At 69.3% G+C, this 24,899-nt stretch carries 23 protein-coding genes; 6 read left to right on the forward strand and 17 right to left on the reverse strand.

Features of this window, described 5'->3' with window-relative positions:
* Positions 1-12: 12 nt before the first annotated feature.
* From QTH86_RS10830 to QTH86_RS10840, 3 genes are read right to left on the reverse strand one after another with little or no spacing between them, the layout of a single operon-like run.
* Positions 13-831, reverse strand: a complete 819-nt coding sequence (locus QTH86_RS10830) for a class II aldolase/adducin family protein (protein WP_286644686.1) — start codon at positions 829-831, stop codon at positions 13-15.
* The gene (locus QTH86_RS10835) at positions 828-1,940 is read right to left on the reverse strand and encodes an LLM class flavin-dependent oxidoreductase (RefSeq protein WP_286644685.1); all 1,113 of its coding nucleotides are present in this window, start codon (positions 1,938-1,940) and stop codon (positions 828-830) included. The genes QTH86_RS10830 and QTH86_RS10835 overlap by 4 nt, the downstream gene beginning before the upstream one ends.
* A gap of 33 nt (positions 1,941-1,973) precedes the next feature.
* The gene (locus QTH86_RS10840; protein ID WP_286644684.1) at positions 1,974-2,999 is read right to left on the reverse strand and encodes an ABC transporter substrate-binding protein; all 1,026 of its coding nucleotides are present in this window, start codon (positions 2,997-2,999) and stop codon (positions 1,974-1,976) included.
* Between the two features lie 138 nt (positions 3,000-3,137).
* On the opposite strand from QTH86_RS10840, the gene QTH86_RS10845 reads away from it, so the two are divergent.
* The 3 genes from QTH86_RS10845 to QTH86_RS10855 are packed head-to-tail and all read left to right on the forward strand — an operon-like array spanning position 3,138 to position 6,245.
* Positions 3,138-4,376: an acyl-CoA dehydrogenase family protein gene (locus tag QTH86_RS10845; RefSeq protein ID WP_286644683.1), complete on the forward strand. Its 1,239-nt coding sequence runs from the start codon at positions 3,138-3,140 to the stop codon at positions 4,374-4,376.
* A 10-nt stretch (positions 4,377-4,386) separates the two neighbouring features.
* Positions 4,387-5,001 carry a cysteine dioxygenase family protein gene (locus tag QTH86_RS10850; protein ID WP_286644682.1) on the forward strand — a complete coding sequence of 205 codons (615 nt, stop codon included), beginning with the start codon at positions 4,387-4,389 and terminating at the stop codon, positions 4,999-5,001.
* Positions 4,998-6,245, forward strand: coding sequence for a rhodanese-like domain-containing protein (locus QTH86_RS10855; protein WP_286644681.1), 1,248 nt, complete (start codon positions 4,998-5,000; stop codon positions 6,243-6,245). Before QTH86_RS10850 ends, QTH86_RS10855 begins: the two co-directional genes overlap by 4 nt.
* Here QTH86_RS10855 and QTH86_RS10860 read toward each other — a convergent pair.
* The 9 genes from QTH86_RS10860 to QTH86_RS10900 form a co-directional block, all read right to left on the reverse strand.
* Complete coding sequence (locus QTH86_RS10860; protein WP_286644680.1) at positions 6,232-9,327, reverse strand: bifunctional diguanylate cyclase/phosphodiesterase; 3,096 nt, start codon at positions 9,325-9,327, stop codon at positions 6,232-6,234. The two genes, QTH86_RS10855 and QTH86_RS10860, sit on opposite strands and share 14 nt — an antisense overlap.
* Positions 9,324-10,364 carry a TRAP transporter substrate-binding protein gene (locus QTH86_RS10865; protein WP_286644679.1) on the reverse strand — a complete coding sequence of 347 codons (1,041 nt, stop codon included), beginning with the start codon at positions 10,362-10,364 and terminating at the stop codon, positions 9,324-9,326. Before QTH86_RS10865 ends, QTH86_RS10860 begins: the two co-directional genes overlap by 4 nt.
* A 216-nt stretch (positions 10,365-10,580) precedes the next feature.
* On the reverse strand, positions 10,581-12,056 hold the full coding sequence (locus QTH86_RS10870) for a DEAD/DEAH box helicase (RefSeq protein ID WP_286644678.1): 1,476 nt from the start codon (positions 12,054-12,056) through the stop codon (positions 10,581-10,583).
* Between the two features lie 103 nt (positions 12,057-12,159).
* Positions 12,160-13,038 carry a KPN_02809 family neutral zinc metallopeptidase gene (gene ypfJ, locus QTH86_RS10875; protein WP_286644677.1) on the reverse strand — a complete coding sequence of 293 codons (879 nt, stop codon included), beginning with the start codon at positions 13,036-13,038 and terminating at the stop codon, positions 12,160-12,162.
* 54 nt (positions 13,039-13,092) lie between these two features.
* On the reverse strand, positions 13,093-13,317 hold the full coding sequence (locus QTH86_RS10880) for a hypothetical protein (RefSeq protein ID WP_286644676.1): 225 nt from the start codon (positions 13,315-13,317) through the stop codon (positions 13,093-13,095).
* 187 nt (positions 13,318-13,504) lie between these two features.
* Positions 13,505-14,071 (reverse strand): dCTP deaminase, encoded by a 567-nt coding sequence (dcd, locus tag QTH86_RS10885; RefSeq protein ID WP_286644675.1) that lies wholly within the window; start codon positions 14,069-14,071, stop codon positions 13,505-13,507.
* 53 nt (positions 14,072-14,124) lie between these two features.
* Positions 14,125-15,417 carry a guanine deaminase gene (gene guaD / locus QTH86_RS10890; RefSeq protein ID WP_286644674.1) on the reverse strand — a complete coding sequence of 431 codons (1,293 nt, stop codon included), beginning with the start codon at positions 15,415-15,417 and terminating at the stop codon, positions 14,125-14,127.
* Between the two features lie 76 nt (positions 15,418-15,493).
* Positions 15,494-16,480 carry an NHL repeat-containing protein gene (locus QTH86_RS10895; RefSeq protein WP_286644673.1) on the reverse strand — a complete coding sequence of 329 codons (987 nt, stop codon included), beginning with the start codon at positions 16,478-16,480 and terminating at the stop codon, positions 15,494-15,496.
* Positions 16,477-17,082, reverse strand: coding sequence for a short chain dehydrogenase (locus QTH86_RS10900; protein WP_286644672.1), 606 nt, complete (start codon positions 17,080-17,082; stop codon positions 16,477-16,479). The genes QTH86_RS10895 and QTH86_RS10900 overlap by 4 nt, the downstream gene beginning before the upstream one ends.
* Positions 17,083-17,186: 104 nt before the next feature.
* On the opposite strand from QTH86_RS10900, the gene QTH86_RS10905 reads away from it, so the two are divergent.
* Positions 17,187-18,068 (forward strand): LysR family transcriptional regulator, encoded by an 882-nt coding sequence (locus tag QTH86_RS10905; protein ID WP_286644671.1) that lies wholly within the window; start codon positions 17,187-17,189, stop codon positions 18,066-18,068.
* Here QTH86_RS10905 and QTH86_RS10910 read toward each other — a convergent pair.
* The 5 genes from QTH86_RS10910 to hpaH all read right to left on the reverse strand — a co-directional run bounded on the left by QTH86_RS10910 (position 18,065) and on the right by hpaH (position 23,392).
* Positions 18,065-19,156, reverse strand: a complete 1,092-nt coding sequence (locus QTH86_RS10910; RefSeq protein ID WP_286644670.1) for a BMP family ABC transporter substrate-binding protein — start codon at positions 19,154-19,156, stop codon at positions 18,065-18,067. The genes QTH86_RS10905 and QTH86_RS10910 overlap by 4 nt on opposite strands.
* Before the next feature lie 72 nt (positions 19,157-19,228).
* Positions 19,229-20,206, reverse strand: coding sequence for a fumarylacetoacetate hydrolase family protein (locus QTH86_RS10915; RefSeq protein WP_286644669.1), 978 nt, complete (start codon positions 20,204-20,206; stop codon positions 19,229-19,231).
* On the reverse strand, positions 20,203-21,075 hold the full coding sequence (locus QTH86_RS10920; RefSeq protein WP_286644668.1) for a DODA-type extradiol aromatic ring-opening family dioxygenase: 873 nt from the start codon (positions 21,073-21,075) through the stop codon (positions 20,203-20,205). Before QTH86_RS10920 ends, QTH86_RS10915 begins: the two co-directional genes overlap by 4 nt.
* A 25-nt stretch (positions 21,076-21,100) precedes the next feature.
* On the reverse strand, positions 21,101-22,570 hold the full coding sequence (locus QTH86_RS10925; protein WP_286644667.1) for an aldehyde dehydrogenase family protein: 1,470 nt from the start codon (positions 22,568-22,570) through the stop codon (positions 21,101-21,103).
* 18 nt (positions 22,571-22,588) lie between these two features.
* Positions 22,589-23,392 carry a 2-oxo-hept-4-ene-1,7-dioate hydratase gene (gene hpaH, locus QTH86_RS10930; RefSeq protein WP_286644666.1) on the reverse strand — a complete coding sequence of 268 codons (804 nt, stop codon included), beginning with the start codon at positions 23,390-23,392 and terminating at the stop codon, positions 22,589-22,591.
* Positions 23,393-23,514: 122 nt separating this feature from the next.
* Here hpaH and QTH86_RS10935 point away from each other — a divergent pair, with 122 nt between their 5' ends.
* On the forward strand, positions 23,515-24,450 hold the full coding sequence (locus QTH86_RS10935; RefSeq protein ID WP_286644665.1) for a LysR family transcriptional regulator: 936 nt from the start codon (positions 23,515-23,517) through the stop codon (positions 24,448-24,450).
* Between the two features lie 66 nt (positions 24,451-24,516).
* Positions 24,517-24,873 (forward strand): DUF1161 domain-containing protein, encoded by a 357-nt coding sequence (locus QTH86_RS10940; protein ID WP_286644664.1) that lies wholly within the window; start codon positions 24,517-24,519, stop codon positions 24,871-24,873.
* The last annotated feature ends 26 nt before the right edge of the window (positions 24,874-24,899 follow it).

The following is a 24,899-nucleotide window of genomic DNA, read 5'->3' on the forward strand; positions in this document are numbered from 1 at the left end:
CGCAGGTCGTGGTCAATCGAGCAATTCGGGTTCGGCTTCGACGAGGCCTTCGTACAGGCTCTCGAAGGAATGCAGCGCGCCTTCGGGGCCGCCGATCTGGCCGTGCGTGTGCTGCGCGGTCGCCTCGTCGATGGGTTGCGGCGTGCCGGCGGCTTCGGCCAGCAACTGCGTGTGGCAGGCGTTGTCGAGCGCGATGTACCACCAGGCGGCGGCCTCGACCGTCGGGCCGGCGGTCAGGATGCCGTGGTTCTTCAGGATCGCGCCCTTGCCGTCGCCCAGCGCCTGTGCGATGCGCTGGCCCTCGCTGCCGTCGACCACCATGCCAGTGAAGTCGTCGAACAGCGCCACGTCGCCGTGGAACACGCAAGCGTCCTGCGTCAGCGTGTCGAGTTGGCGGCCGAGTGTCGACCAGGCCTTGCCGTAGGTCGAGTGCGTGTGGGCCGCCGCGATGATCTTCGGGTTGTGCTCGTGAATGGCCGCATGGATCGCGAAGGCCGCCTTGTTGAGCGGCCGGTCGCCGATCACCGTCTCGCCCTTTGCATTGACCAGCAGCAGGTCCGACACCTTGATGCGCGAGAAGTGCACGCCCAGCGGATTGACCCAGAAGTGGTCGGTCAACTCGGGATCGCGCGCCGTGATGTGGCCGGCCAAGCCCTGCGCGAAGCCGAAGCGCGCGAACAGGCGGAAGGCGCCTGCCAGGCGTTCCTGGCGGTGGCGCCGCTCGGCCTCGACACTGGTGCGCCGCGGCGGCGGGTCGAACCAGAACTTCTGCTTCGGGTTCGGGTTGAGCGCGAGTGGCGACTTCCGGTCGATCGACAGAACGGCGCTCATGCCGTCTTCCTTTGCGCAGCGAGGCGCTCGGCCACCAGCGCGTGCGTGCGCGGGATCAGTTCGCGGCCGTAGTCGAGGGCGTCTTCCAGCGGGTCGAAGCCGCGGATAAGGAAGGTGGTCACGCCCAGGTCGTAGTAGTCGAGCAGCGCGTCGGCCACCTGCTCGGGCGTGCCGACCAGCGCGGTGCTGTTGGAGCGTCCGCCGATCTCCTGCGCGACGGCCGTCCACAGCAACTTGTCGAGCCGCGTTCCCTTTTCCGCCGCGGCCAGCAGGCGCTTGGCGCCTTCGCTCTGCTGCGGCCCGCCGCGGCCGAAGCCCTGCACCACGCGCAGGCGCTTGGTCTCGGCGAGGATCGCGTCGGCGCGGGCCCAGGCCTTCTCCTCGGTCTCGGCCAGGATCGGCCGGAACGACACCGAGAAGCGAACGCTGCGGCCATGCTTGGCCGCCTCGGCCCGCACACGGCCGGTGAGCTCGCGCACCTGGTCGAGCGACTCGCCCCACAGCGCATACACGTCCGCATGCTTGCCGGCCACGGGAATCGCGGCCGCCGACGCACCGCCGAAGTACACGGGCACGTGCGGCTTGCCGTTCAATGTCTGCACCGGCTTGACTTCCGAGAAGGCCTTCTCGGCGTGGTAATGCGCGCCCTGATGGTCGAAGGGCTTGTCGGCCGTCCACACCTTGCGCAGCACCTCGAGGTATTCGTCGGTGCGCGCGTAGCGCTGGTCGTGGTCCAGCCAGTCGCCGTCGCGCCGCTGCTCCTCATCGGAGCCGCCCGAGATGTAATGCACCGCCAGCCGCCCGCCGCTGAACTGATCGAGCGATGCGAACTGCCGCGCCGCCAGCGTGGGCGACACGAAGCCTGGCCGGTGCGCCAGCATGAACTGGATGCGCTCGGTGACCGATGCGGCGTACGCGACGGTCAGCGTCGCGTCGGGGCCGGTCGAATGGTGCGGCACCAGGATGCGGTCGAAGCCGGCCTTCTCATGGGCCTGCGCGAAGGCGCGCACGTAGTCGCGGTCGATCGCCGGGCCTTTGGCCGCGTGGATCTCCGAGACCTTCTGGGTCTGGATCATGCCGATGAATTCGATGGGGCTGTCGTGGCTCATGGGGCGTCCTTGGACGATGGTTTCAAAAGTAGGTCAGGCGGCCGACAGGCCGCGCGCGCCGGCGGCCAGTGCGCGGTCGAAGCTGCGGTCCCAGAAGGGCGCGACGTTGGCGGGCCCGTCGAGCACGCCCAGGCGCTGGAAGGTGTCGGCCACCTCCTGATGGCTGCGCACGATGGCTTCGGTCACCGGGCCGAGCGCGTAGTCGTCGCTGCGGCCGTTGAAGAGTTCGACCAGGTCACCCACCGGCACGCGGGTCTCGGCCGACTGCGCCTTGGCATACGCCAGGTAGTTGCGGTTGGCCCAGGCGTAGGCGCGCTGCACGCGCAGCAGGTAGTCGGTGATGGCCGCGTGGCGGCGCGGGTCGTCGATGGCCCGCGGGTTGGCGTAGACGGGGAAGTTGCCCGACAGGTAGCCCTTGCCGGTCTTGATGGTGCGGGCGCCGTACTGGGTGCGCGCGATCTGGCCGTTGTAGCCATAGATGGCCCAGGCATCGAGGTCGCCCCGCGCGAAGGCCGACAGGCCGTCGGCCGGCGTGAGGTTCACCGCCTGGATGTCGTCGAAGCCCAGGCCCGCTTCGGCCAGCTGCTTGCTCAGGAAGTAATGCGCCGTGGTGGCACGCACGTAGCCCACGCGCTTGCCCTTGAGGTCGGCGATCTTCTGGATGGGCGCGTCCTTGCGCGCCAGCGTGACCTGGTTGTTCAGGTCCTCGTGCGAGGCGGCGATGAAGCGCACGTTGGCCTTCTGCCGTGCGGCGAAGGTCGCCGGGATCTCGCTGCCCGAGCCGATGTCCAGCGCATCGCCGTTGATCGCCTCGATGTGCAGCACGCCATTGTTGAGCTCGCGCCAGTCGATCTTGTAGGGCGTGTTCGCCTCACCCGCCGCCTGCAGCAGAGGGCGCCACACGCCCTTGTAGACGGCAACGCGCAAGGTCAGGCCCGAGAGGTCGGTGGCAGGCGGTGCGGCGTGCGCGGCGAACGGCAGGCTGGCGCCGATCGCGGTGGCAGCAGCACCCTGCAGCCAGGTGCGGCGCGACCAGGCGTCGGACGGGTGGGAAGGCATGGGGCAGGTTCCTCGGACGATGGATGACAGGAACGAGACCGTAAGCCCCGGGCGGCCGAAACCCAACGCAGAAAAACGCAGATCGATAGGCGAGAAACTTTGTTGGCCGGCAAGCTGCGCGGGTCTACCGTCGCGGCCATGAGTTCCATCGCTCCGCCCAGGCCTGCGCCCTCGCCCCTTGCCACGGCCCTCTCTTCGTCGTCCCCCGCCAGGCGACCCCTCGACGACGCCCTGCTGGCCTCGCTGAGCGCGCAGTTCGCCGCCACCGCGGCCGACCACGACCGCGCGGGCCGCTTTCCGCACGACAACTTCGCGACGCTGCAACGCCACGGCCTGGTCGGGCTCACGGTGCCGACGGCCCACGGCGGGCGCGGCGCCACCCTGGCCGAGGCGCGCCGCGTGATCGGCGCCGTGGCGCGCGGCGAGCCGGCGACGGCACTGATCCTCACGATGACCTACCTGCAGCACCAGGCCATCGCCCGTGCCGACAGCCGCTGGCCACGCCACCTGCGCGAGCGCGTGGCGCGCGACACGGCAGCGCACGGTGCGCTCATCAATGCCCTGCGCGTGGAACCCGCGTTGGGCTCGCCCGCGCGCGGCGGCCTGCCGGGCACCGTGGGCACGCGCACCGCGGACGGCTGGATCATCAACGGCCACAAGCTCTACACGACCGGCATCGAGGGGCTGCGTTGGCTGTCGGTGTGGGGCCGCACCGACGACCCGGCGCCGCAGGTCGGCGTCTTCCTGGTGCCGCGCGATGCACCCGGCCTCCGCGTGATCGAGAGCTGGGACCACCTGGGCCTGCGCGCCTCGGGCAGCCACGAAGTGGTGTTCGAGGATGTGAAGGTGCCGCTCGATCACGCCGTCGACTTGCGTGCGCCAGAGGCCTGGATTCCCGGCAACGGCAGCGCGGCGGACATCGAGGCACACGCCCAGCAGCAGGCCTGGATGGTCGTGCTGCTCGGGTCGCTCTACGACGCCGTCGCGCAGGCGGCCGAGGCCTGGCTGCGCGGCTTCCTGCAGGCGCGCGCGCCGGGCAGCCTCGGCGCGCCGCTGGCGACCCTGCCCCGGGTGCAGGAACAGGTGGGCGAGATCCAGGCGCTGCTGCGCACCAACCGCGTGCTGCTGGACCACGCCGCCGCCGAGGTCGACGCCGGCCGCCTGCCGGCCGCCACCGACAGCGGCATGCTGAAATACAGCGTGACGGCGAACGCGATCCGCGCCGTGGAGATCGCCCTGCAGCTGAGCGGCAACCACGGCCTGTCGCGCCAGAACCCGCTGGAGCGCCACCACCGCGACGTGCTGTGCAGCCGCATCCACACGCCGCAGAACGACGCGATCCTGGTGGCGGCGGGCAAGGCGGCGCTGAAGCGATGAGAATCCGCGGATGACGTCCACGATCGAGCGCTCCCCCATCACCCCGCTGCGCGATTTCGTCACCGGCTTCGGTCGGCTGCTCGACACGCGACCCGACGAGGCACGCATCCTCGCCGAAGGCGGTGCCTTGCTGCGCACGCTGGTGGCCCGCGACGACTGGCTGCCCGAGGCCTTCGCGCAGCCGCACCCCACCTACTACCAGCAGCACCTGCTGCACGCCGACTCGACCGAGCGCTTCTCGGTGGTCAGCTTCGTCTGGGGGCCGGGCCAGGCCACGCCGGTGCACGACCACACGGTGTGGGGCCTCATCGGCATGCTGCGCGGCGCGGAGGAAAGCCAGGCCTACGTCGAACGCGATGGCCGTGCGGTGCCGCAGGGCGCGTCGGTGCGGCTGGCGCCGGGCGACGTCGAGGCGGTGTCGCCCACCGTCGGCGACGTGCACCGGGTACGCAACCTCTACGATGACCGCGTGTCGGTCAGCATCCACGTCTACGGCGCCAACATCGGCGCGGTGCGACGCCACACCTACCCGGCCGAAGGCGGGCGCAAGCCCTTCGTCTCCGGCTATTCGAACACCCTGCTTCCCAACCTGTGGGACCGCTCCGCCGAACTGCGCCACGCATGACGCTCTCCACCCTGTCCTTCGCCGACATCCGCCAGCACCTGCTCGCCCGCGACGAGATCGCGCTCATCGACCTGCGCGAGGAACACCCCTTCGCGCAGGCACATCCGCTGTGGGCGGCGAACCTGCCGCTCGACCTGATCGAACGCGACGCAGCGCGGCGCATCCCGCGGCGCGACACGCTGGTCGTGCTGTACGGCGAACAGGACGACGTCGACCGCGTACCCGCCGCCGCCGAGCGCTTCGCGGCGCTGGGCTACACGAACGTGCATGCGCTCGAAGGTGGACTCGACGGCTGGCGCGCGGCCGGCGGCGAGCTGTTCCGCGATGTCAACGTGCCGAGCAAGTCCTTCGGCGAGCTGGTCGAGCACGAGCGGCAGACGCCCTCGCTGTCGGCGCAGGAAGTGAAGGCGTTGATCGACGCGAAGGCCGATGTGGTGGTGCTCGACGCCCGCCGCTTCGACGAATACCGCACGATGAGCATCCCGAGCGCCACCAGCGTGCCGGGCGCCGAGCTGGTGCTGCGGGCCCGCACGCTGGCACCCGACCCGAAGACGCGGGTCATCGTCAACTGCGCCGGCCGCACGCGCAGCATCATCGGCACCCAGTCGCTGGTGAACGCCGGCCTGCCGAACCCGGTGGCGGCGCTTCGCAACGGCACCATCGGCTGGAAACTGGCCGGCCAGGTGCTCGACACCGGCGCCGCGCGCCAGGCGCCGGCGGTCGACGCCGCCCACCGTGCCGAGGCGCAGGCCGGTGCCCGCGCCGTGGCCGAGCGCGCGGGCGTGCGCTGGATCGCGCTGGACGCCCTCGACACGCTCGAGGCGCCCACGCGCACCGTCTACCGCTTCGACGTGCGCACGCCCGAGGAATACGCCGCGGGCCACCTGCCCGGCTTCGCGAGCGCGCCCGGGGGTCAGTTGGTCCAGGAGACCGACCACCACGTGCCCGTGCGCGGCGCGCGCATCGTGCTGGCCGACGACGATGGCGTGCGCGCGCCGATGACGGCCTCGTGGCTCGCGCAGATGGGCTGGGAGGTGGTCGTCATCGATCCGCCGCCGCCCACCAGCGCGCTGCGCGAGACCGGCGCACCGACCATTGCGCATTCAGTGGGTGCGCAGCGCTATCGCCGCCCCTACGAAGGCACGGACGCGTCGCCGGAGGCCATGCAGGCCTACCTCGACTGGGAGTTCGGCCTGGTCGCGCAATTGGCGCGCGACGGCACGCACCATTTCAAGGTCGTGTAGAACCCCAGCCAGGCTGCAGAACGCCTGGTGCGTCGTGCGCAACCTGCAGCCCCGAAGCCGCACCGACCCTGTAGTCGAATTCGGTGATCGGGCGAGGCCTGCTGAACAGATAGCCCTGGTAACGCAGGCAGCCGTTCTCCTGCAGGAACTGCAACTGCGCCTCGGTCTCGACGCCTTCGGCAATGAGTTCGACCTCGAGGTTGCGGGCCATGCCGATGATCGTCTGCACGATCATCTCGATCTTCGGATCGCGTCCGATGTTGCCGACGAAGTACTTGTCGACCTTCACCTGGTCCAGCGGGAGCTGGGTCAGGTACGACAGGGACGAATAACCGGTGCCGAAGTCGTCCATGGAGAAGCGCACCCCGATGGCCTTCAGGCGGTGCATCTTCCGGATCGTTTCCTCCACCCGGCTTTGCAGCAGGCTCTCGGTGAGTTCGAGCGTCAGCATCGACGGGTCGGCACCCGTGGCCTCGAGGATCTGCTGCACCTGCTCGGCGAAGTCGTCGCGCCGGAACTGCCTGGCGCTCACGTTGACGGCCAGCTCCAGCGTCCTGCGGTCTTCCCGCAGGCGCCAGGCCGCCAGCTGCACGCACGCCATCTCGAGCACCTGGGTGCCGAGGGCGACGATGAGGTCCGAGTCCTCGGCCACCGCGATGAAGTCGCCAGGCAGCACCAGGCCCCGCCGCGGATGGTGCCAGCGCACCAGCGCTTCGGCGCCGATCACGACGCCGTCCCGATCGACCTGGCTCTGGTAGTGCAGGACGAATTCACGGGCCGACAGCGCCTCGCGGATCTCGTTCTCGAGTGCGGAGCGGGCCGCGACGGCCGCCTGCATCTCGGGCTCGAAGAAGCGCAAGCCGTTGCCACCCGAGGTCTTGGCCACGTACATGGCGATGTCGGCCTGCTTGAGCAGTTCCTCGATCGATCGCTCGCGACCGTCGAACAGCGTGACGCCGATGCTGCAGGCCCGCTGGTAGGTGGTCTGCGTGTCCAGCGCGAAGGGCACGTCGAGCGCATCGATGATCTGCTCGCCCACTTCGCGTGCCTGTGTCGTCGCCTGTCGCGTCCCCGGCCCGAGGTTTTCGAGCACGACGACGAACTCGTCGCCACCGAGCCGCGCGACCACGCCACCCGGTGGCACGCTCTGCCCGATGCGGATGGCCACCTCCTTGAGGAAGGCGTCGCCGATCGCATGCCCGAGGGCATCGTTCAAGGTCTTGAAGTTGTCCAGGTCGAGGAAGAGCACGGCACCGCGGCGCCCGCTCTCGGGATCGATCCGGACGGCGCTGGCCATCAGGTCGAGCAGGTAGCGGCGGTTCGGCAGGCCGGTGAGCGCATCGTAGAACGCCAGTTGCCGGATGTCGCGCGAGGCCTGCTCCGCCTGCGTGACGTCGCGCAGGATCACGACATAGCCGGGCCGTGTCGGTCCTTCGCCGATCTTGCGTGACACCGAGATCTCGAAGTGCTTGCGTGCTCGGGTGGATTCGACCTCGAAGTGCCGCCCCCTGGAGATGCCGGCGGTCTCGGCGTCGCGCACCGCACGCATGACTTCGCTGACCGCGGCAGGCGGCAACAGGTCCTGCAGGCGCTGCGTCCTGGGCGCCGCCGCGTCCACGGCCGCCACCAGCCCCTGCGGCGAATGGATGCGACCGCACACGCCATCGCCACTCAGTTCGAACAGCGTGTCCGGCAGCGCATCGAGCGTCGCCTGCAGTTGCGCGCGACTGTCCAGGATCTCGGCCGTGCGCTGCTTCTTTTCGGTCACGTCCTCGTAGATGCAGACCAGACCGCCGTCCGGCGTGCGATTTTTCGTCGAGCGGACCACACGGCCGTCCGGCAGCGTCAGCTCGCTCTCGAACTGGCCGCCGGCGCGCTCGCCACCGCCGGACCGCCACGCCGTCCATGCGCCCTCGCCCACCGTGCGCCGGTAGCTGGCGGCGTAGTCCAGGATCGGGCCGAACGGCCGCAGCGGCCCGACAAATGCCTCGGCCCAGGGGAAGATCTCGAGGTAGGTCCGGTTCCAGACCAGGATGCGGTCCTGGGCATCGAGCAGCACGAAGCCGACCTGCATCGATTCCAGCGCCTGGTCGAGCGTGGCGCGCGAGCGCAGTTGCTCGGCGCGCGCGAGCCATTGGCGCTGGATGCGCAGGTGCAGGAAGGCGGCGCCCGCGAAGGTCGCCGCGATCAGAAGCAGCGCGAGGCCGAAGATGACCGTGCGTTCCCGCTGCGAATCCGCCAGGGCCCAGCCCAGTGGAATGCTGGCCGTTACCAGCACGCCCGTCTGCAGCGTTGCGCGCACGGCCACCAAGGCGGGCGTACCGGTCACGCGTGCGGCACTGGCCAACGGTCGGTGGCGGCCTTCCGGGGGGCGTGTGGCCGGCGCCAGACGCGCGACGGACCCTCGGGGCACGACCGACGTCGGGATGCTCGCCAACAAGGCGCCGTCGGCGCGCTCCAGCGTCACTTCCAGGCCTTCGATGTCCGCCCCCTGGACCAGGAGGTTCATCAACTGCCCCAGGTCGACCTCGGCCACGGCAGCGGCGCGGCCATCGTCGTGCAGCCGCAGCGCGCGGCCGAAATACAGAACCTGACTGGACGTGGTGGGGCTGAGGACCGGGTCGCTGATCACCAGGGACGCGACGGTCGGCGCAAGGACGGAGGGCAGGTAACCAGCCGGCAGCGGCCACCGGCGCACGTCGCCGCGGCCACGTTCCTCGGAAGAAACAAGAACCTCTCCTGCGGGCGACACCAGGACCATCTTGCGCACCAAAGGGTTCTGGGTCACGCCGATCTCCATCAGCCGTGCGGCGCGGGCTCGACCCTCCGCCGTCTGCAGCTCCTTGGGCTCGGGCACCAGTTCACCCACGCCGGCCAGCAGCACGTCGACCCCCAGCACCGACCGGTTGAATGCGGCCTGCGCGCCGGTGATGAATCGCCCGGCCTGTTGCTCACCCCCCAGCAGTGCACGCTGCGACAGCTCCCTGCTGGCGAGCACGGCCATCCCGGCGATCACGGCCGCCATGAACAGCGCCGCGCCGAAGATCGCGAGCGCGTAACGTGGCGAGGGCTTGATCGTCACCGGGAGGTCGGCGCCTTGACACCGATGACGGGTGCGATGGTCGCGTCCCACAGGGAGGGACATTTGGGCCCGCAGCGATCGATCCAACGCGGGAGCACCTCCTGCTCGAAGATCCGCCGCCGCAGGATCTGGTCGGCTTCCAGCGGCCGCACCTCGACCAACGCGTCCAGGGTGCCTGCCACGCAGGGCTGCGCGGCACTGCAGCTTCTGCGCGGCAGCGAATCGCGCTCTGCTTCGTCCCAGATCGCAGACTCGAGCCGGGGCATCTGCTCGAGCAGCAGCGTTTGCAGTTCGGCCGGCAGCGCGCGCCATGCCTCCCGGTTGGCGGCGAAGACCGCGAGCCCCCACGAGATCGGAAGCGTGTAGAGGGTCTTGGCCACCTTGGGCAGGCCCAGGGCGTTGCCCGACACCGCCCCCGTGATCGCGCAGTCGGTCTTGCCCGAGCGCATCGCGGCCCCGACCTCGGAGAACGGGATCAGAACGGGCACCGCCCCGAGGGCACGGACAAAATCGGATTGTGTGGCGGAGGAGACCCGGACCCTGCGCGCAGCGAGATCCTCCGCGCCCTTCAGGGCCTCACGGCAGAACACCACCTGCGCGGGGTACATGTAGACCGCCAGCAGCTTGGCGCCGTGGCGTTCCGCCATGAGCCCCTCGAGCGCGGGACGAAACGCGTTGACCACCTTCCGGAGCGTCGGCACGTCCGGATTCAAACCCGCCAGATCCGGCGCACCGAGTTCGGGGTATTGGCCGGCCACCAGGCTCAGCAGGGCCGTGCCGAACGGCACCACGCCCAGCCGGAGAAGGGTCAGCATGTCGTGACCCGGCACGCCGGCGCGGTCGAACGGAACGATGTCCGCCGTGAATCGGCCGTCGCTCAGGCGGCTCAGTTCGCGTGTCCAGAAGGGTTCTTCGTGCTGCACGTACTGGCTGATGCCGGCCAGGCCGCCAACGACGCGCAACTTCAGTGCTTCGCGCGGCTGCGGCTGAGACCGCGCGGGCATGCCCGCGGCCACGGCGCAGAGGACGAGAAGCATGCATGTCCGCCATGCGCGCGCCGCTGTGCGGGCGGAACGAGCGGCGGGCCGGTGCACCATGCGTGTGTTTCCTTGTGTCGGGCCAGCACCGGCAAACAAGATCCGCGCTATCGCCGACCGTCAATGGTGTCGGCAGTGCCGCTTGCGGTCAACCAGCGATGCGCGCGGTGCAGGCGCCCTGTGGCGTCCACGCAGCGCGCGGCTCGCGCCGCCGGCTCAGCTCGGCTCGCTGCTCTTGAAGAGCGCGGCGACCTTGCGCTTGGGCTTGATGTTGCTCGAGATGCCCCGTGCGGGCGCACCCTTGGCGGTGGTTTCCCACGTCGGTGCCGCTTCGCGCGCCGGCGCCTCGTAGGGCTGCTCGAAGAACGGGTCGCGCGGGGCGGACGGCGCACGGTGCGGACGGCCACCGCCGCGCGGCGAGCGCGTGTCGGCCACGCGCTCGCGCGCCGGCGCTTGCAGCGTGTCCAGCACGTCGCGCTCGTCGCCGGCCTCGCCCTCTTCGCGCCAGTGGCGGCGACCGTCGTTGATACGGCCACGCGGGCGGTCTTCCTCGAACTCCATCGGCTCGAGCTCGATCTTGGTCTTGATCAGCTTCTCGATGTCCGCCACCAGGCGGGCGTCGTTGCCGCCGCTCGCGAAGCTCACCGCCAGGCCCGAGGCGCCGGCGCGGCCGGTGCGGCCGATGCGGTGCACGTAGTCTTCGGCGTTGAACGGGATGTCGAAGTTGAACACCGCCGGCACGTCCTTGATGTCCAGGCCACGGGCCGCGACGTCGGTGCACACCAGGAGGTCGACTTCGCCCTTCTTGAAGGCGTCGAGCGCCTTCAGGCGCTCGTCCTGGCTCTTGTCGCCGTGCAGTGCCGTGGTGCGCAGCCCTTCGCGTTCGAGCGAACGGGCCAGCCGGGCGCAGCCCAGCTTGCTGTTGACGAAGACGAAGGCCTGCGTGATGCCGCGCTGCTGGATGATCTGCTTGAGCGCGCGGCGCTTGTCGTCGTCGCTCACGCTGAAGAAACGCTGCTCGACGGTCGACGCGGTTTCGTTCGGCCGCGCGACCTCGATCGTCACCGGGTTCTGCAGGTAGCTGGCCGACAGACGCTTGATTTCCGGCGAGAAGGTGGCCGAGAAGAGCAGCGTGGTGCGCTGCTTGGGCAGGTGGCTCAGGATGCGCTGCAGGTCGGGCAGGAAGCCGATGTCCAGCATGCGGTCGGCCTCGTCGAGCACCACGTACTCGACCTGGTTGAGCACCGCGTTCTTGGCTTCGATGTGGTCGAGCAGGCGGCCGGGCGTGGCGACCAGCACCTCGACACCCTTCTTCAACTCGAGCGTCTGCGGCTTCATGTCCATGCCGCCGAACACCACCGCGCAACGCAGGTTGGTGTACTTGGCGTACAGCTTGACCTGCTGGGCGACCTGGTCGGCCAGCTCGCGCGTGGGCAGCAGCACCAGCGCGCGCACCGGGTGGCGCGCGGGCGAGGTCGAGCTGTTCTCGTGCTTGAGCATCCGCTGCAGCAGCGGCAGCGAGAAGGCGGCCGTCTTGCCGGTACCGGTCTGTGCGGCGCCCATGACGTCCTGCCCGGACAACACGACCGGAATGGCCTGTTCCTGGATCGGTGTCATGGTCTCGTAGCCCATTTCGGCCACGGCGCGCGCCAGCGGTTCTGCCAGCGAAAGATTGGAAAAGGAGCTTGTCATGAAGCCCGCTATTGTCGCACTGCGGCAAAAAACGGCAATGACAGTGCGGTGACTCGCCGATCCGCTATCGAATGAGGAGCAGCCCGAGGCCGCTCCCGTGGCGTTACAACTGCTTGGCGGCGAAGGTGTCGCAGGCCTGCATGCTGCCGGTCTTGTAGCCGTTGCCGAACCAGCGCTGGCGCTGCGCGCTGGTGCCGTGGGTGAAGCTGTCGGGCACCACGGCCCGGCCGGCCGAGCGCTGGAGCGCGTCGTCGCCGATCTTCTGCGCGGCGTTCATCGCTGCCTCGATGTCGCCCGGGTCCAGCCACTGCTTGGACTGCTGCGAGTGGTGTGCCCACACGCCGGCGAAGCAGTCGGCCTGCAGCTCGACGCGCACGCTGACCGCATTGTTCTGGGTGGGGCTGAGCCGGCCGCGCATGCCGTCGACCTTGGCGGTGATGCCGAGCTCGTCCTGCACATGGTGGCCGACCTCGTGTGCGATCACATAGGCCTGGGCAAACTCGCCCGGCGCACCGAGATCGCGCTTGAGCGTGTCGAAGAAGCCGAGATCGATGTAGACCTTCTTGTCGCCGGGGCAGTAGAACGGCCCCATGGCCGACTGGCCGGTGCCGCAGGCGGTCGGCGTGGCGCCGCGAAACAGCACGAGGCGCGGCGGCTGGTAGGTGCCGCCGTTCTGCTGAAACGCCTGCGTCCACACGACCTCGGTGTTCTTGAGCACGGTGGACACGAACGCCGCCTCGCGGTCGTCGGGCGGCGGCTTGTGCGCGGGCCCCTGCTGCTGTTGCACCTGGGGGGCGCCGCCGCCGCTGAGCAGCCCGAGCACGGTCAGGGGATTGATGCCGAAGATCCAGCCGGCGATGAGCGCCACGGCCACCGTGCCGATGCCGACACTGCGGCCGCCGATGGGGAAGCCCCCACCACCGCCGCCATCGCTGCGGCGGTCCTCCACGTTGTCCGACTGTTCGTTGCCTTCCCACCGCATGACGCTCTCCTTGACAGCCGCCTACAGGGCGGGCTTTGGCGCGATCCTACGCGCTCAACGCGTGGCGGAAAGCCCGACCGTGATCAAACCGTTACGGGAGGCATCGACCGTCCGCGCATTCGACGACGCCACCGAAGTCGTTCGTGCCTGCGTGCGTTCCGCCGCTTCCCGCACCTCGGCCCGCAGCACCTGCGAGCGGGTGACGAGCACCATCGCGACCATCTGCGCCAGCATGAGGGACAACAACGCCGCGGCCAGCAGCCAGCGGTACGGCGTCATGGGGCGCTCAGGGCGCAGTTGTTCTGTGTGATTCATCGTCGGCTCCTCGACTCCGTACAGCGTGTACGTCCAGTTACCGATGGTGCCGTGCACCCCGATGGGCAGACCATGCCGGAGAGCGCGAGGCGTTGTAGGACCACAGCCGGGCCGCGACTCGGACGCCGCCGGGCATCCGCCACTCGACCGATCAGGCCTTCGGCAGCGTCACGCCGTGCTGCCCCTGGTACTTGCCGCCGCGGTCCTTGTAGCTCACCTCGCAGACCTCGTCGCTCTCGAAGAACAGCACCTGCGCGCAGCCTTCGCCCGCGTAGATCTTGGCCGGCAGCGGCGTGGTGTTGCTGAACTCCAGCGTCACGTAGCCTTCCCATTCGGGCTCGAAGGGCGTGACGTTGACGATGATGCCGCAGCGGGCGTAGGTGCTCTTGCCCAGGCAGATGGTCAGCACGTTGCGCGGGATGCGGAAGTACTCGACCGTGCGGGCCAGCGCGAAGCTGTTGGGCGGGATGATGCAGTAGTCGCCCTGCATGTCGACGAAGCTCTTCTCGTCGAAGTTCTTCGGGTCGACCACCGTGCTGTGGATGTTGGTGAAGACCTTGAATTCGGGCGCGCAACGGATGTCGTAGCCGTAGCTCGACGTGCCGTAGCTGATGATCTTGTGGCCCTCGCGCTCGCGGATCTGGCCGGACTCGAAGGGCTCGATCATGCCGGTCTGCTCGGCCATGCGCCGGATCCACTTGTCGCTCTTGATGGTCATGTCAGGGTCCTTCCTCGGGCCGCCATTCTAGGCAGCCGGCGTGGACGGCCGGGTCAGGCCGGCAGTGCCTGCGAGATCACCGTCCGCTCGATCAGCCGGTCGTCGCCCAGCACGATCATCGCGAACAGCAGTTCTTCCAGGTTGGCCGCCAGCCCGGTCTTGCGCGCCAGCAGCGGCGTGGCCTTCGGGTCGATCACCACGAAGTCGGCCTCGCAGCCCGGCTGCAGGTTGCCGATCACGCCCGCCAGGCCCAGCGCCTCGGCTGCGCCGCCGGTGTGGCGCCACCAGAGTTCGGACGGTGCGATGCTGATGCCCGGCTTGGTCTGGCCTTCGCGGCCGACGTAGTACGCGGCCATCATGGTCGCGAAGGGGCTGAAGCTGGTGCCGCCGCCCACGTCGCTCGCCAGGCCATAGCGGTAGCCGATGCGGTCGGCGCCCTCGAAGTCGAAGAAGCCGCTGCCCAGGAACAGGTTGCTGGTCGGGCTCACGGCCGTGGCCGTTTTTGTCGAACGCATGAGGCGGCGGTCCTCGTCGTCGAAGTGGATGCAATGCGCGTACACGGCGCGCTCGCGCATCAGGCCGAAGCCGTTGTAGACCTCGAGGTAGGAGCGCGCATGCGGAAACAGCTCGCGCGCCCATTTCACTTCGTCCTTGTTCTCGGCGACGTGCGAATGGATCCAGGTGTCGGGGTACTTGGCCGCCAGCTCGCCGGCACCGCGCAGCTGTGCGTCGGTGCTGGTCGGCGCAAAGCGCGGCGTGATGGCGTAGCCCAGGCGGTCCACGCCGTGCCATTGCCGGATCAGCGACTCGGTGTCGGCCAGGCTCTGCGCGGTCTCGTCGCGCACGCCGTCGGGCGAATGGCGGTCTTGCAGCACCTTGCCGGTGATCATGCGCAGACCGCGGCGCTGGGCCGATGCGAAGAAGGCCTGCACCGATGCGACGTGCGAGGTCGCGAAGGTCAGCGACGTGGTCACGCCGTTGCGCAGCAGTTCGTCGAAGAAGACCTCGGCCACAGCCGCCGAATGGGCCGGCTCGGCGAAGCGGCTCTCGGCCGGAAAGGTGTAGTTCTCGAGCCAGGGCAGCAGGCCGTCGGCCGGCGCGCCGATGATGTCGGTCTGCGGAAAGTGGATGTGCATGTCCACGAAGCCCGGCGCTAGGATGCGCCCCGGCCAGTGCGTGACGGACGCATCAGGATGGCGCGGCGCCACGGCGGCGTGGGGGCCGGCATCGACCACCCGCTGGCGGCCGGTGGCATCGGGCGCGACGACCAGCAGGCCGTCTTCGTCGAACTGGGGACGACCGGCATCGTCGAATCGCAGGAGGGAGGCGCGGTAGGATTTTTTCATCGTGGCTGCGGAGGGTAATCCAGCCTCGCGCCGCCGCAATTTTCATGCACATATGAGTGCTATAGGCGGAATGCACTCACGGCGGCGGCAGCAGCACCCGCGACTGAATGTCGAAGGGCACACCGGCCGGCACGGGCGGGTCGCCGTCCTTGCGACGGGTCAGCAGCCCGTACTTCGACTCGATGAAATAGACGCGGTCGCCCAGCACAGCACCAGACGATGGGTCGTTCAGCCCCGTCACCACGGTCTGCAAACCGAGCTTCGTGCCGTCGATGCGGGCCACGGTGATCTGTCCACCATACGGCCCGTCACCGAAGGCATTGCTCTCGAACAACACCAGTCGGCCGGGCTTCCAGGCACGGATCGCATCGACGTTCTTCATCGTGCGCGGTGCCTCGATGCGCGAGATCTCGCCAGCCTGCCCATCAGCGCCGAGACCGATGCGCAGCAGGTGCGGCGCCGCGGCCACCAGGCTCACGTAGACATCGCGCCCACCATCGATGGCGATGCCGTTCAGGCCCTTGTACGGCCCGTCTCCGGCCAGCGCCGGGTCTTCCTTCCAGACCGTGAGCGCGGCGGCGCCAGGCGCAAGCCGCAGCACGCGCGGATGAAAGGAATCCGTCACATAGAGATTTCCCCGTGCGTCCTGCACCAGATCGTTGCAATAGCCCTCGTCGGGCATCGCATAGCTCGCGCGCGGCGCACCGGTGGCCAGGTCGTAGCGCTTGAGCGCGCTCGGCGTCTGCGGCACGGTGGTGAAGCCGCTGTTGCCTGAGCAGACCCACAGGGCCTGGTGTCGGGCGTCCACCAACACGCCCTGCCCGTTCGCCAGTCCGTTGCTGCCTGGCTTCACCAGCACCTCGGCCTTTGGCGCCACACCGCGCTTCAGCCGTGCAACCGCGCCCTGGCGCCAGCTGCCGACGTAGAACGTGCCGTCCGAGCCGATGGCCACGCTCTCCGGGTACCAGTCTTCGGGCAGCGCCTGCACGACAGGCGGTGCGGCGATGGCCGCTGTCGTGACGAGCGCAAGCAGCGCGCCGGCCAGCCGTGTGCGCCTGCTCATTGCCACACGCGAAACACGCGCCCCGTCAGCGGTCCTTCGACGCTGCGCACGTAAGCCAGCGCCACGCGCGCGGCCGGTACGGTTTCAACGCCAGGAAAGAGCGCACCATACGCCGCCGACGATTCGGTCAGCAGCGTCGGACTCACCGCATTGATGCGCAGGCCGCGCGGCAGCTCGATCGCTGCGCCCAGCACGAATCCCTCGACCGCCGCATTCACGGCAGCCGCATTGCTCCCACCGCGAACCGGGTCATCGGCGGCGACGCCCGTGGTCAAGGTGATCGAGCCACCGTCATTCAACACGTGCTGGCCGAGCAACGCGAGCCGCACCTGGCCCAGCAGCTTGTCCTGCAGGCCGACATTGAAGTTCGCCGGCGTCATCTCGACCAGCGGGCCGAAGAACAGGCCACCCGCCGCCGAGACGATCGCATCGACACGCCCGACCGCCGCATACAGCGCATCGACGCTGGCGTCGCTCGTGATGTCGACCTGCAGCTCGCCGCGCGTACGGCCCACACGCACCACCTCGTGCCCGCGTGCGGCCAGTGCTTGTGCCGCCGCGCTGCCCACAGCGCCCGTCGCGCCCACAACAAGAACCTTCATGGAGAACCTCGCCAAAGTGAATCAGGAAGCGGCGATTGTTTTGCGAACCATCGATTTGATAAATTGCCATCCGGTTCGCTCATTCGAAACTCGAGGTTCGCAATATGGACAAGCTACGCGCCATGGAGGTCTTTGCCGCCACGGTCGACGCGGGCAGCTTCGCCGCTGCAGCGGAGGCGCTCGACCTGTCGGCGGTGATGGTCGGCAAGCACATTCGCGCGCTCGAAGCACAGCTGGGCGCGCGCCTGCTGGAGCGCACCACGCGCCGCCACGCGCTCACCGAGATTGGTGCGGCCTACCTGGAGCGCTGCCGCGACGTGCTGGCCAGCGTGCGCATGGCCGACGGCGTCGCCGAATCGCTGCGCGCCATGCCGCAGGGCGTGCTGCGGGTCACCGCGCCGGTGGCCTATGGGGCGCACCGGCTCACGCCGGTGATCGGCGACTACATCGCCACCTACCCGCAGGTGAAGGTGGACCTGGTGCTCAACGACCGCGTGGTCGACCTGGCCGAAGAGGGTTTCGACTGCGGCATCCGCTCCGGGGCGGCGGTCGATGAAGGGCTCATCGCGCGTCCGCTCGCGCTCGCGCGCATGTTCGTGGCCGCCAGCCCGGCCTGGGTCGCGCAACACGGGCAGCCCCGCCATCCGTCGGAGCTCGAGGCTTTCCCGCTGCTGGGCTTTGCCACCTGGGGGCCGAACCATTCATGGCGCTTCACGCGCGACGGCCAGACCGTGCATGTGCCGGTGCGCGGGCCGCTCACCACCAACAACGGGCAAGCGTTGCTGGCTGCCGCCCTGGCAGGCGTGGGGGTGATCGTGCAGGCCGATGCGCTGCTCGGCCCCGCTCTGGCCTCGGGTCAGGTGGTTCAGCTGCTGCCCGACTGGGCATTGCCGACGCGCCAGGTGCACATCGTTCGATTGCCCGAAGCGCGGCCCAGCGCCAAGCTGCGGACCTTCGTCGACTTCGTGGTCGAACGGCTCGGCTAGCGCGCCACGCGGCCCTGCACGCCTTCGACGAGCCAGTTCATCTTCAGGATCTGCTCGTCGGTGAGCGCACTGCCCTTGGCCACCACGACATGGCCTTCGTTGTCGCGCACGTCGGCCGCCACGGCGGTGAAGGGCCGCAGCTTGCCGGCGGCGATGTCCTGCTGCCGCGCCAGCACCTCGTCCTGCACCGGCTTGGGCACTTTCGGCCCGAAGTCGCCGACGCGGATCATTCCTTCCTTCACGCCGCCCCAGACATTGCCCGGCTTCCAGCTGCCGTCGAGCACCGCGCGGGCGCGCTGCGTGTAGTAGCCGCCCCACTGGTGCGTCACGGCGACGATCTGCGCGTCGGGTGCGACCTTGCGCATGTCGGAGTGATAGGCCACGGCCATCTTGCCGCGCTCCTGCGCCGCCGCCATCACGGCGGTCGAGCCGGTGTGGAAGGCGATCACGTCGACGTCCTGGTTGAACAGCGTCATGGCCGCGTCGCGCTCCTTCGGCGGATCGAACCAGGCGTCGAGCCACACCACCAAAACCCGCGCCTTCGGGTCGACCGAGCGCATGCCGAGCGTGAAGGCGTTGATGCCCTGCAGCACCTCGGGGATCGGGAAGCCCGCGACGTAGCCCGCCACATGCGTCTTCGACATGCGGCCCGCGGCCACGCCGGCCAGGTAGCGGCCCTCGTAGTAGCGCGCGTTCGCGGTGGCCACGTTGGGCGCGGTCTTGTAGCCGGTGATCGATTCGAACTTGACGTCGGGGAAATCCTTCGCCACCTTCAGCGTCGGCTCCATGTAGCCGAAGCTGGGCGTGAAGATGAGCTGGTTGCCCTGCTGCGCGAGGTCGCGGATCACGCGTTCGGCGTCAGCGCCCTCGGGCACGTTCTCGACGAAGGTGGTCTTCACCTTGGCGCCCAGCGCGGCCTCGACGGCCTTGCGCCCCTCGTCGTGCTGGTGGACCCAGCCGGCGTCGGCCAGCGGCGCGACGTAGACGAAGCCGATCTTCAACGGCGGTGCCGCCGGCGTGGTCTGTGAAAAGGCGGGAGACGAAAAGCAACAGGCAGCCGCGAGCGCGGCCACGAGGTTTTTGTACATGGTGTTCCTCTACATGGCCCCGGTGAAATAAAAACGCGCTGCAGCCGGGACGCCTGCAACGCGGGGCGCATTTTAAGGCTCTGCGATGCCCTCGGCATTTGCGGCCCGCTCGCCCTTCGCGCGCCGCAGGTTGTCCTTGAGGCGCTCCGGCACGCGCTCGTCGAAGCCCAGCGCCACACGGCGCACCTCCGGCGTGTCGGTCGGCGCATGGCCCACGCCCAGCGCGCTGGCGCGCGGCGCGTCGATGGCGACCACCGTGCCTTCGACCCGGCCGATGCCGGTGATCTCGCAGGCCACCACGTCGCCCGCATCGACCGACCGCGAATGGCAGGGCGTGCCCATCAGGATCACGTCGCCGGGCACCAGCGTGATGTGCCGCGCGATGTCGGCGATCACGTAGTGCGGCCCCCAGATCGTCTCGTCGCCGATAACCGCCTCCTGCACGACGAGGCCGTTGACCGTGGTGCGCAAGGTCTGCGCGAACAGGTCGACGCCGCGCACGATGCCCGGCCCGATGGGCAGCAGCGTGTCGGCACCCTTCACGCGCAGCATCGAGCCCTGGTCGGTGTCGCGGAAGTCCTGCAGGCCCATGTCGAGCGCCGGGCAGAAACCCTCGATGAAGTCCCAGGCTTCGTCGGGCGTCACGTTGCGGCATGTCTTGCCGATGACGACCGCGTACTCGCCCTCGTAGTTGAGGTACTTGCAGTCCGCCGGCTTCAGGATCTGCCCGCCGTGGCCGTTGAGCGCCGTCGGCGGCTTGGTGAAGTAGGTGGGCGTCTCGGTCGGCTTCGGCTTGTTGCGCGTCTCGTGGCTGCGCGAGCTGTACGAGATGTGCACCGCAATGATCTTGCTGGGCGACACCGGCGGCAGGCAGGCCTGCCCTTCCGCGTCGAGCAGCCGCCCGTCGTCGAGCCGCAACTTGCCGGCATCGGCGCCCTCTTCCACCACCGTGCCCCAGAAGGCGCTGCCGCCGACCAGCACGCGGCGGCGCTCCACGCGCGGGCCGCGCATCACGGCCGGCAGTTCGTTGAACGGAAATTCGAAGTTCATGGCGCCCCCTGGAACCAGATGTGGATGTTGCCGGTGCCCCGGGCGTTCTCGTAAGCCGACAGCGTCTCGCCTTCCGCCCTGCACGCCGCACCGCCCATCGCACCCAGCATCTGCAGGTAGTGCGCGCCGAAGGCCTCCCACGGCAGACGGCGGTACTCGGTGTCCCAGCGCTCCAGGATCTGGTCGTGCCGGCCCTGGCGCAGCAGTTCGATGGCGCCCTTGTCGCTCGCGATGTTCTCGGGCCGCGACACGTTGCTTTCATGGAAGATGCGTGGATGGCTCGGCTTCCAGTCGATGCCGTTGAACCTGTGGCTCAGCGCACCCGACGCGATGAGCAGCACCCGCAGGTCGCTGCGCGCGATGGCCTCGCCGATCGCATCGCCGGACGCCAGGAAGTGCGGCCACTCGCAGTTCTGGCAGGAGCTCACGGTGACGACCGGCAGCGCCGGGTCCTCGAAGCGCAGGTGCTTCACGAGGTTGATCGTCGGGTACTGCCGGCCGAGGTCGGGGTGCGCGATCGCGCGGTTGTAGCCGCCGCGTTCGCGCGACACCGTCTCGATCGCCTGCGCCAACTGCGGATGCCCGCGGTAGTCGTAGGGCACACCGTGCAGGTACCACGGCATCTCGTCGGAGGTGTACAGGCCGCTGTACTGCCGACCGGCATCGACCAGGTGATAGCCCGTGGTGAACCAGTGCGTGTCGAAGAGCACGACGACATCGGGCTTCGCCTCGGCGATCTTCGTGCGCAACCGGGCGTAGCCGGCGATCAGGTCCGAATCCTCGCCCGCGCCCTGGAGGCGGCGGAACTCCTCGCACTGCATCAGGCCGGGGTGGTGCGACACCAGTGCGGCGCCAACGATCTGTCCCATGTCTTTGTCTCCTTGTCGGATGAAGTCAGCGATGGCTGAAGCTGGCCTGGAAGGGCTTCTTCGGCACCACGACATCCTTGACGTCGCAGAAGAACTCGAAGCTCCAGTCGCCGCCCTCGCGCCCGACGCCGCTGCGCTTGATGCCGCCGAAGGGCGCGGCCAGGTCGCGGATGCCGAAGCTGTTGACCCAGATGAAGCCGGTGCGCACGCGCTGCGCCACGGCGGTGGCATGCGCCGTCTCGCCGTAGCAGACGCCGCCCAGGCCGTAGTCGGTGCCGTTGGCCATGGCGATGGCTTCGTCGTCATCGGCGAAGGTCTGCAGTGTGAGCACCGGGCCGAACACTTCGTTTTGCACGATCTCGTCGCTCTGCTTCAGGCCGGTGAGCATCGTCGGCTGGTAGTACTGCGCGCCGAACGCGTGCTTCGCGCCGCCCCATAGCACCTGCGCGCCGCTGGCCACCGCACGGTCGACGAAGCCGGTGACGCGCTCGACCTGGCGCGGATGGATGATCGGCCCGACCTCGGTCGCGGCGTCGCGCGGGTCGCCAACGGTCAGCTTCTCGACATAGCCACGCATCGCGGCGACGAAGGCATCGGCCACCTTCGCATGCACCAGGAAGCGCGTGCCCGCCAGGCAGACCTGGCCGGCATTGCGGTACATCAACGCGCCCGTCGCGGCCGCGGCATCGAGGTCGGCATCTGCCAGCACGATGAACGGACTCTTGCCGCCGAGCTCCAGGCTGCAGGGCACGAGGTTCGCACCCACCGCCTGCGCGATGGCCTTGGCCGTCGGCACCGAGCCGGTGAAGGACACGCGAGCGATGCGCGCGTCGGCCACCAGCGCCGCACCGGTGCGGGCGCCCGTGCCCTGCACGACGTTGAACACGCCCGGCGGCAGGCCGGCCGCATGCGCCGCGTCGGCCAGCAGCGAGCAGGTCAGCGGCGCCCACTCCGGCGGCTTCAGGATGCAGGTGTTGCCGGCCGCCAGCGCGGGGCCGAGCTTCCAGGTCGACAGCATCAGCGGCGCGTTCCACGGCGTGATGATCACGACCACGCCGGCCGGGTCGTGCCGCACGATGTGATGCGCCTGCTCGGTGTCGATCGGGCGGTCCTGCAGCGTCAGCGCGTGCTGGGCGAACCACGCGATGTTGAGCATCGCGCGCGGCACCACGCCGTGGCGCATGCGCGAGAGCAGCACGCCGGCGTCGTTGCTCTCGAGCGTGCAGAAGTCGTCGGCGCGCTTGCCGATCTCTTCGGCGAAACGGTCGAGCAGCGGCTGCCGCTCGGCCGCGCTCATCGCGCTCCAGGCCGGAAAGGCCTTCTGCGCGGCGACGATGGCGGCTTCGACATGCGCGGCCGTGCCTTCCGCGATGCGACCCAGCAGGCGCTGGTCGATCGGGCTGTGCAGCGCGAAATGCTGGTCCGACGGCACGCGGCGGCCGTCGATGTAATGGTCGGGGGACACGGCGATGCCGGCCACGTCGAGGGTTGTCATGGGTGCACCTTCGAAAGATCAGACGAAGCGGATGGAGATGGAGCCGAGCGGCCCGTAGTCGGCATGGAACACATCGCCGGCCGCGCAAGGCACAGGCCGCGTGAACGAACCACCGAGCACGATCTCGCCCGCCTCCAACCCCTGGTCGAAAGCCGCCAGCTTGTTGGCGAGCCAGGCCACGCCGTTGCCCGGGTGGTTGAGCACCGCAGCGCCCAGGCCCGATTCCTCGATCACGCCGTTCTTGAACAGCAGCGCGCCGGCCCAGCGCCAGTCGACCGCGTCGGGCTTCATGGGTCGGCCGCCCAGCACGATGGCGGCGTTGGCCGCGTTGTCGGCGATGGTGTCGAGCACCTTGCGCGGCGCCTTGGTCTCGCGGTCGAACTGCTCGATGCGCGCATCGATGAGTTCCAGCGCGGGCACCACGTAGTCGGTGGCGTTGAGCACGTCGAACAGCGTCACGTTCGGCCCCCTGAGCGGCCTGGCGAGGACGAAGGCGAACTCGGTCTCGAAGCGCGGCACGATGAAGCGCGCGGCCTCCACCTCGGCACCGTCGCGCAGCAGCATGTCGTCGAGCAGCGTGCCGTAGTCGGGCTCGGTGATCTGCGACGCGAGCTGCATCGCACGCGAGGTCAGGCCGATCTTGTGGCCGATGACGCGGCGGCCTTCGGCCAGGCACAGTTTCATCCATTCGGCCTGGATGGCGTAGCTGTCGGCGATGGTCATCGTCGGATGACGCAGCGAGAAGTGGCCGAGCTGCACGCGGGTGCGTTGCGCTTCGTGCAGTTCGCGCGCCAAGGCGGCGTGGGTCGATGCGTCGAGCATGGGTGTGTCTCCGTCTTGTTGTGGGCCCGCTCACCGGGCCGGGCGCCAGTGTCGAACGCGAGCCTCTCTGCCACAAGCAATGCTTTTGGAGCCATTGCCAAGCAGAGATTGATAATCGAGCCATGTCCCTGTCCCGCGTCAGCCTGCGCCAGCTCGAAGCCTTCGCCCGCGTGGCCGAGTTGCACAGCTTCAGCGCCGCGGCCGAGCGCCTGGGGCTCACGGCGCAGGCCGTGAGCCAGCTGGTGGCCGAGCTGGAATCGATCCTCGGCTTCCGTGTGTTCGACCGCACGACACGTCGCGTCGCGCTGTCCGCGGCCGGCCGCGACTTCCTGCCCTCGGCCGAGACGGTGCTGCGCCATCTCGACGCCGCCGAGCGCGCGGCCGACGACGTGCGCCACCGCGCGGCCGGCGTGGTGCGCATCGGTGCGCCGCTCGCGCTGGCCAGCACCGCCCTGCCCGCCGCGATCCGCGACTACGCGGCCGAGCGGCCCAAGGTCGTGATCCGCATCCGCGACCTGCCGGTGGACCAGCTGGTCGACAGCGTGGCCGCCGGCGACGTCGACCTGGCCGTCGGGCCCAATCGCCCGATCGGCGCTGGCGTGCAGAGCCGCCCGCTCTTCGACAGCCCCTGGGTGCTGTGGTGCCCGCCCGGCCACGCTTTGGCGAAGCGCAAGCGCGTGCGCTGGAAGGACCTGCGCGACCAGCCGCTCGTGGCCGCCGGCCACGACCACGAACGCAGCGTGGCGCAGATGCGGCTCACGGTGCCCGAGGGTTCGCGCGTCGGGCCGGTCGACGTGGTCGACAACCTGACGACCGCGATGGGGATCGCGGCACAAGGCCTCGCCGCCACGCTCGCACCGGCCTATGTGCAGGTGCTGGCGCAGCACTTCGGCCTGGTGATGCGGCGCGTGGTCGAGCCCGAGGCGATCCGCTCCGTCTGCCTGTACCAGGCGCAGGGGCGGCACCTGTCGCCAGCGGCGGAGGGCTTCGGCGAGCATCTGGCGACATGGCTGCCGCGCTGGCACGCCGAGGTCGCCGCGCGCAAGGCGCCGCGCTGAAGCATTCGGTTGCGTGCCAGCCGCCAGATGCTGGCAACCTGTGCGGCGAACTGAAAGGAATCTCTCATGCACCTCGGAAACGCACGCGCGCATTCATCGTGGCTGCTGCTCGCCGCCTGCGCGCTGGCCGGCAACGCCGCCGCTCAGGACAGCAACAACTGCGAAGCCATCCGCGCGCAGATCGAATCGAAGATCGCCGCGTCGGGCGTCGTCGGTTTCAGCGTCACCGTGGTCGACGCCAATGCGAACGCCAGCGGCCAGGTGGTCGGCAGCTGCGCGCTGGGCACGCGCAAGATCGTCTATGCACGACCGAGCTCGGCCAGCACCGACAACGCCGCACCGCTTGCGTCACCGCGCGGGTCCGCCATGCTCACCGAGTGCAAGGACGGCAGCGCCCCCGTCGGCGGCACCTGCAAGCCGTGAGATGCGAGCCTTGAGATTCGCGAGGC

The sequence above is a fragment of the Variovorax sp. J2L1-78 genome (assembly GCF_030317205.1).
Lineage (GTDB): Bacteria > Pseudomonadota > Gammaproteobacteria > Burkholderiales > Burkholderiaceae_C > Variovorax > Variovorax arabinosiphilus.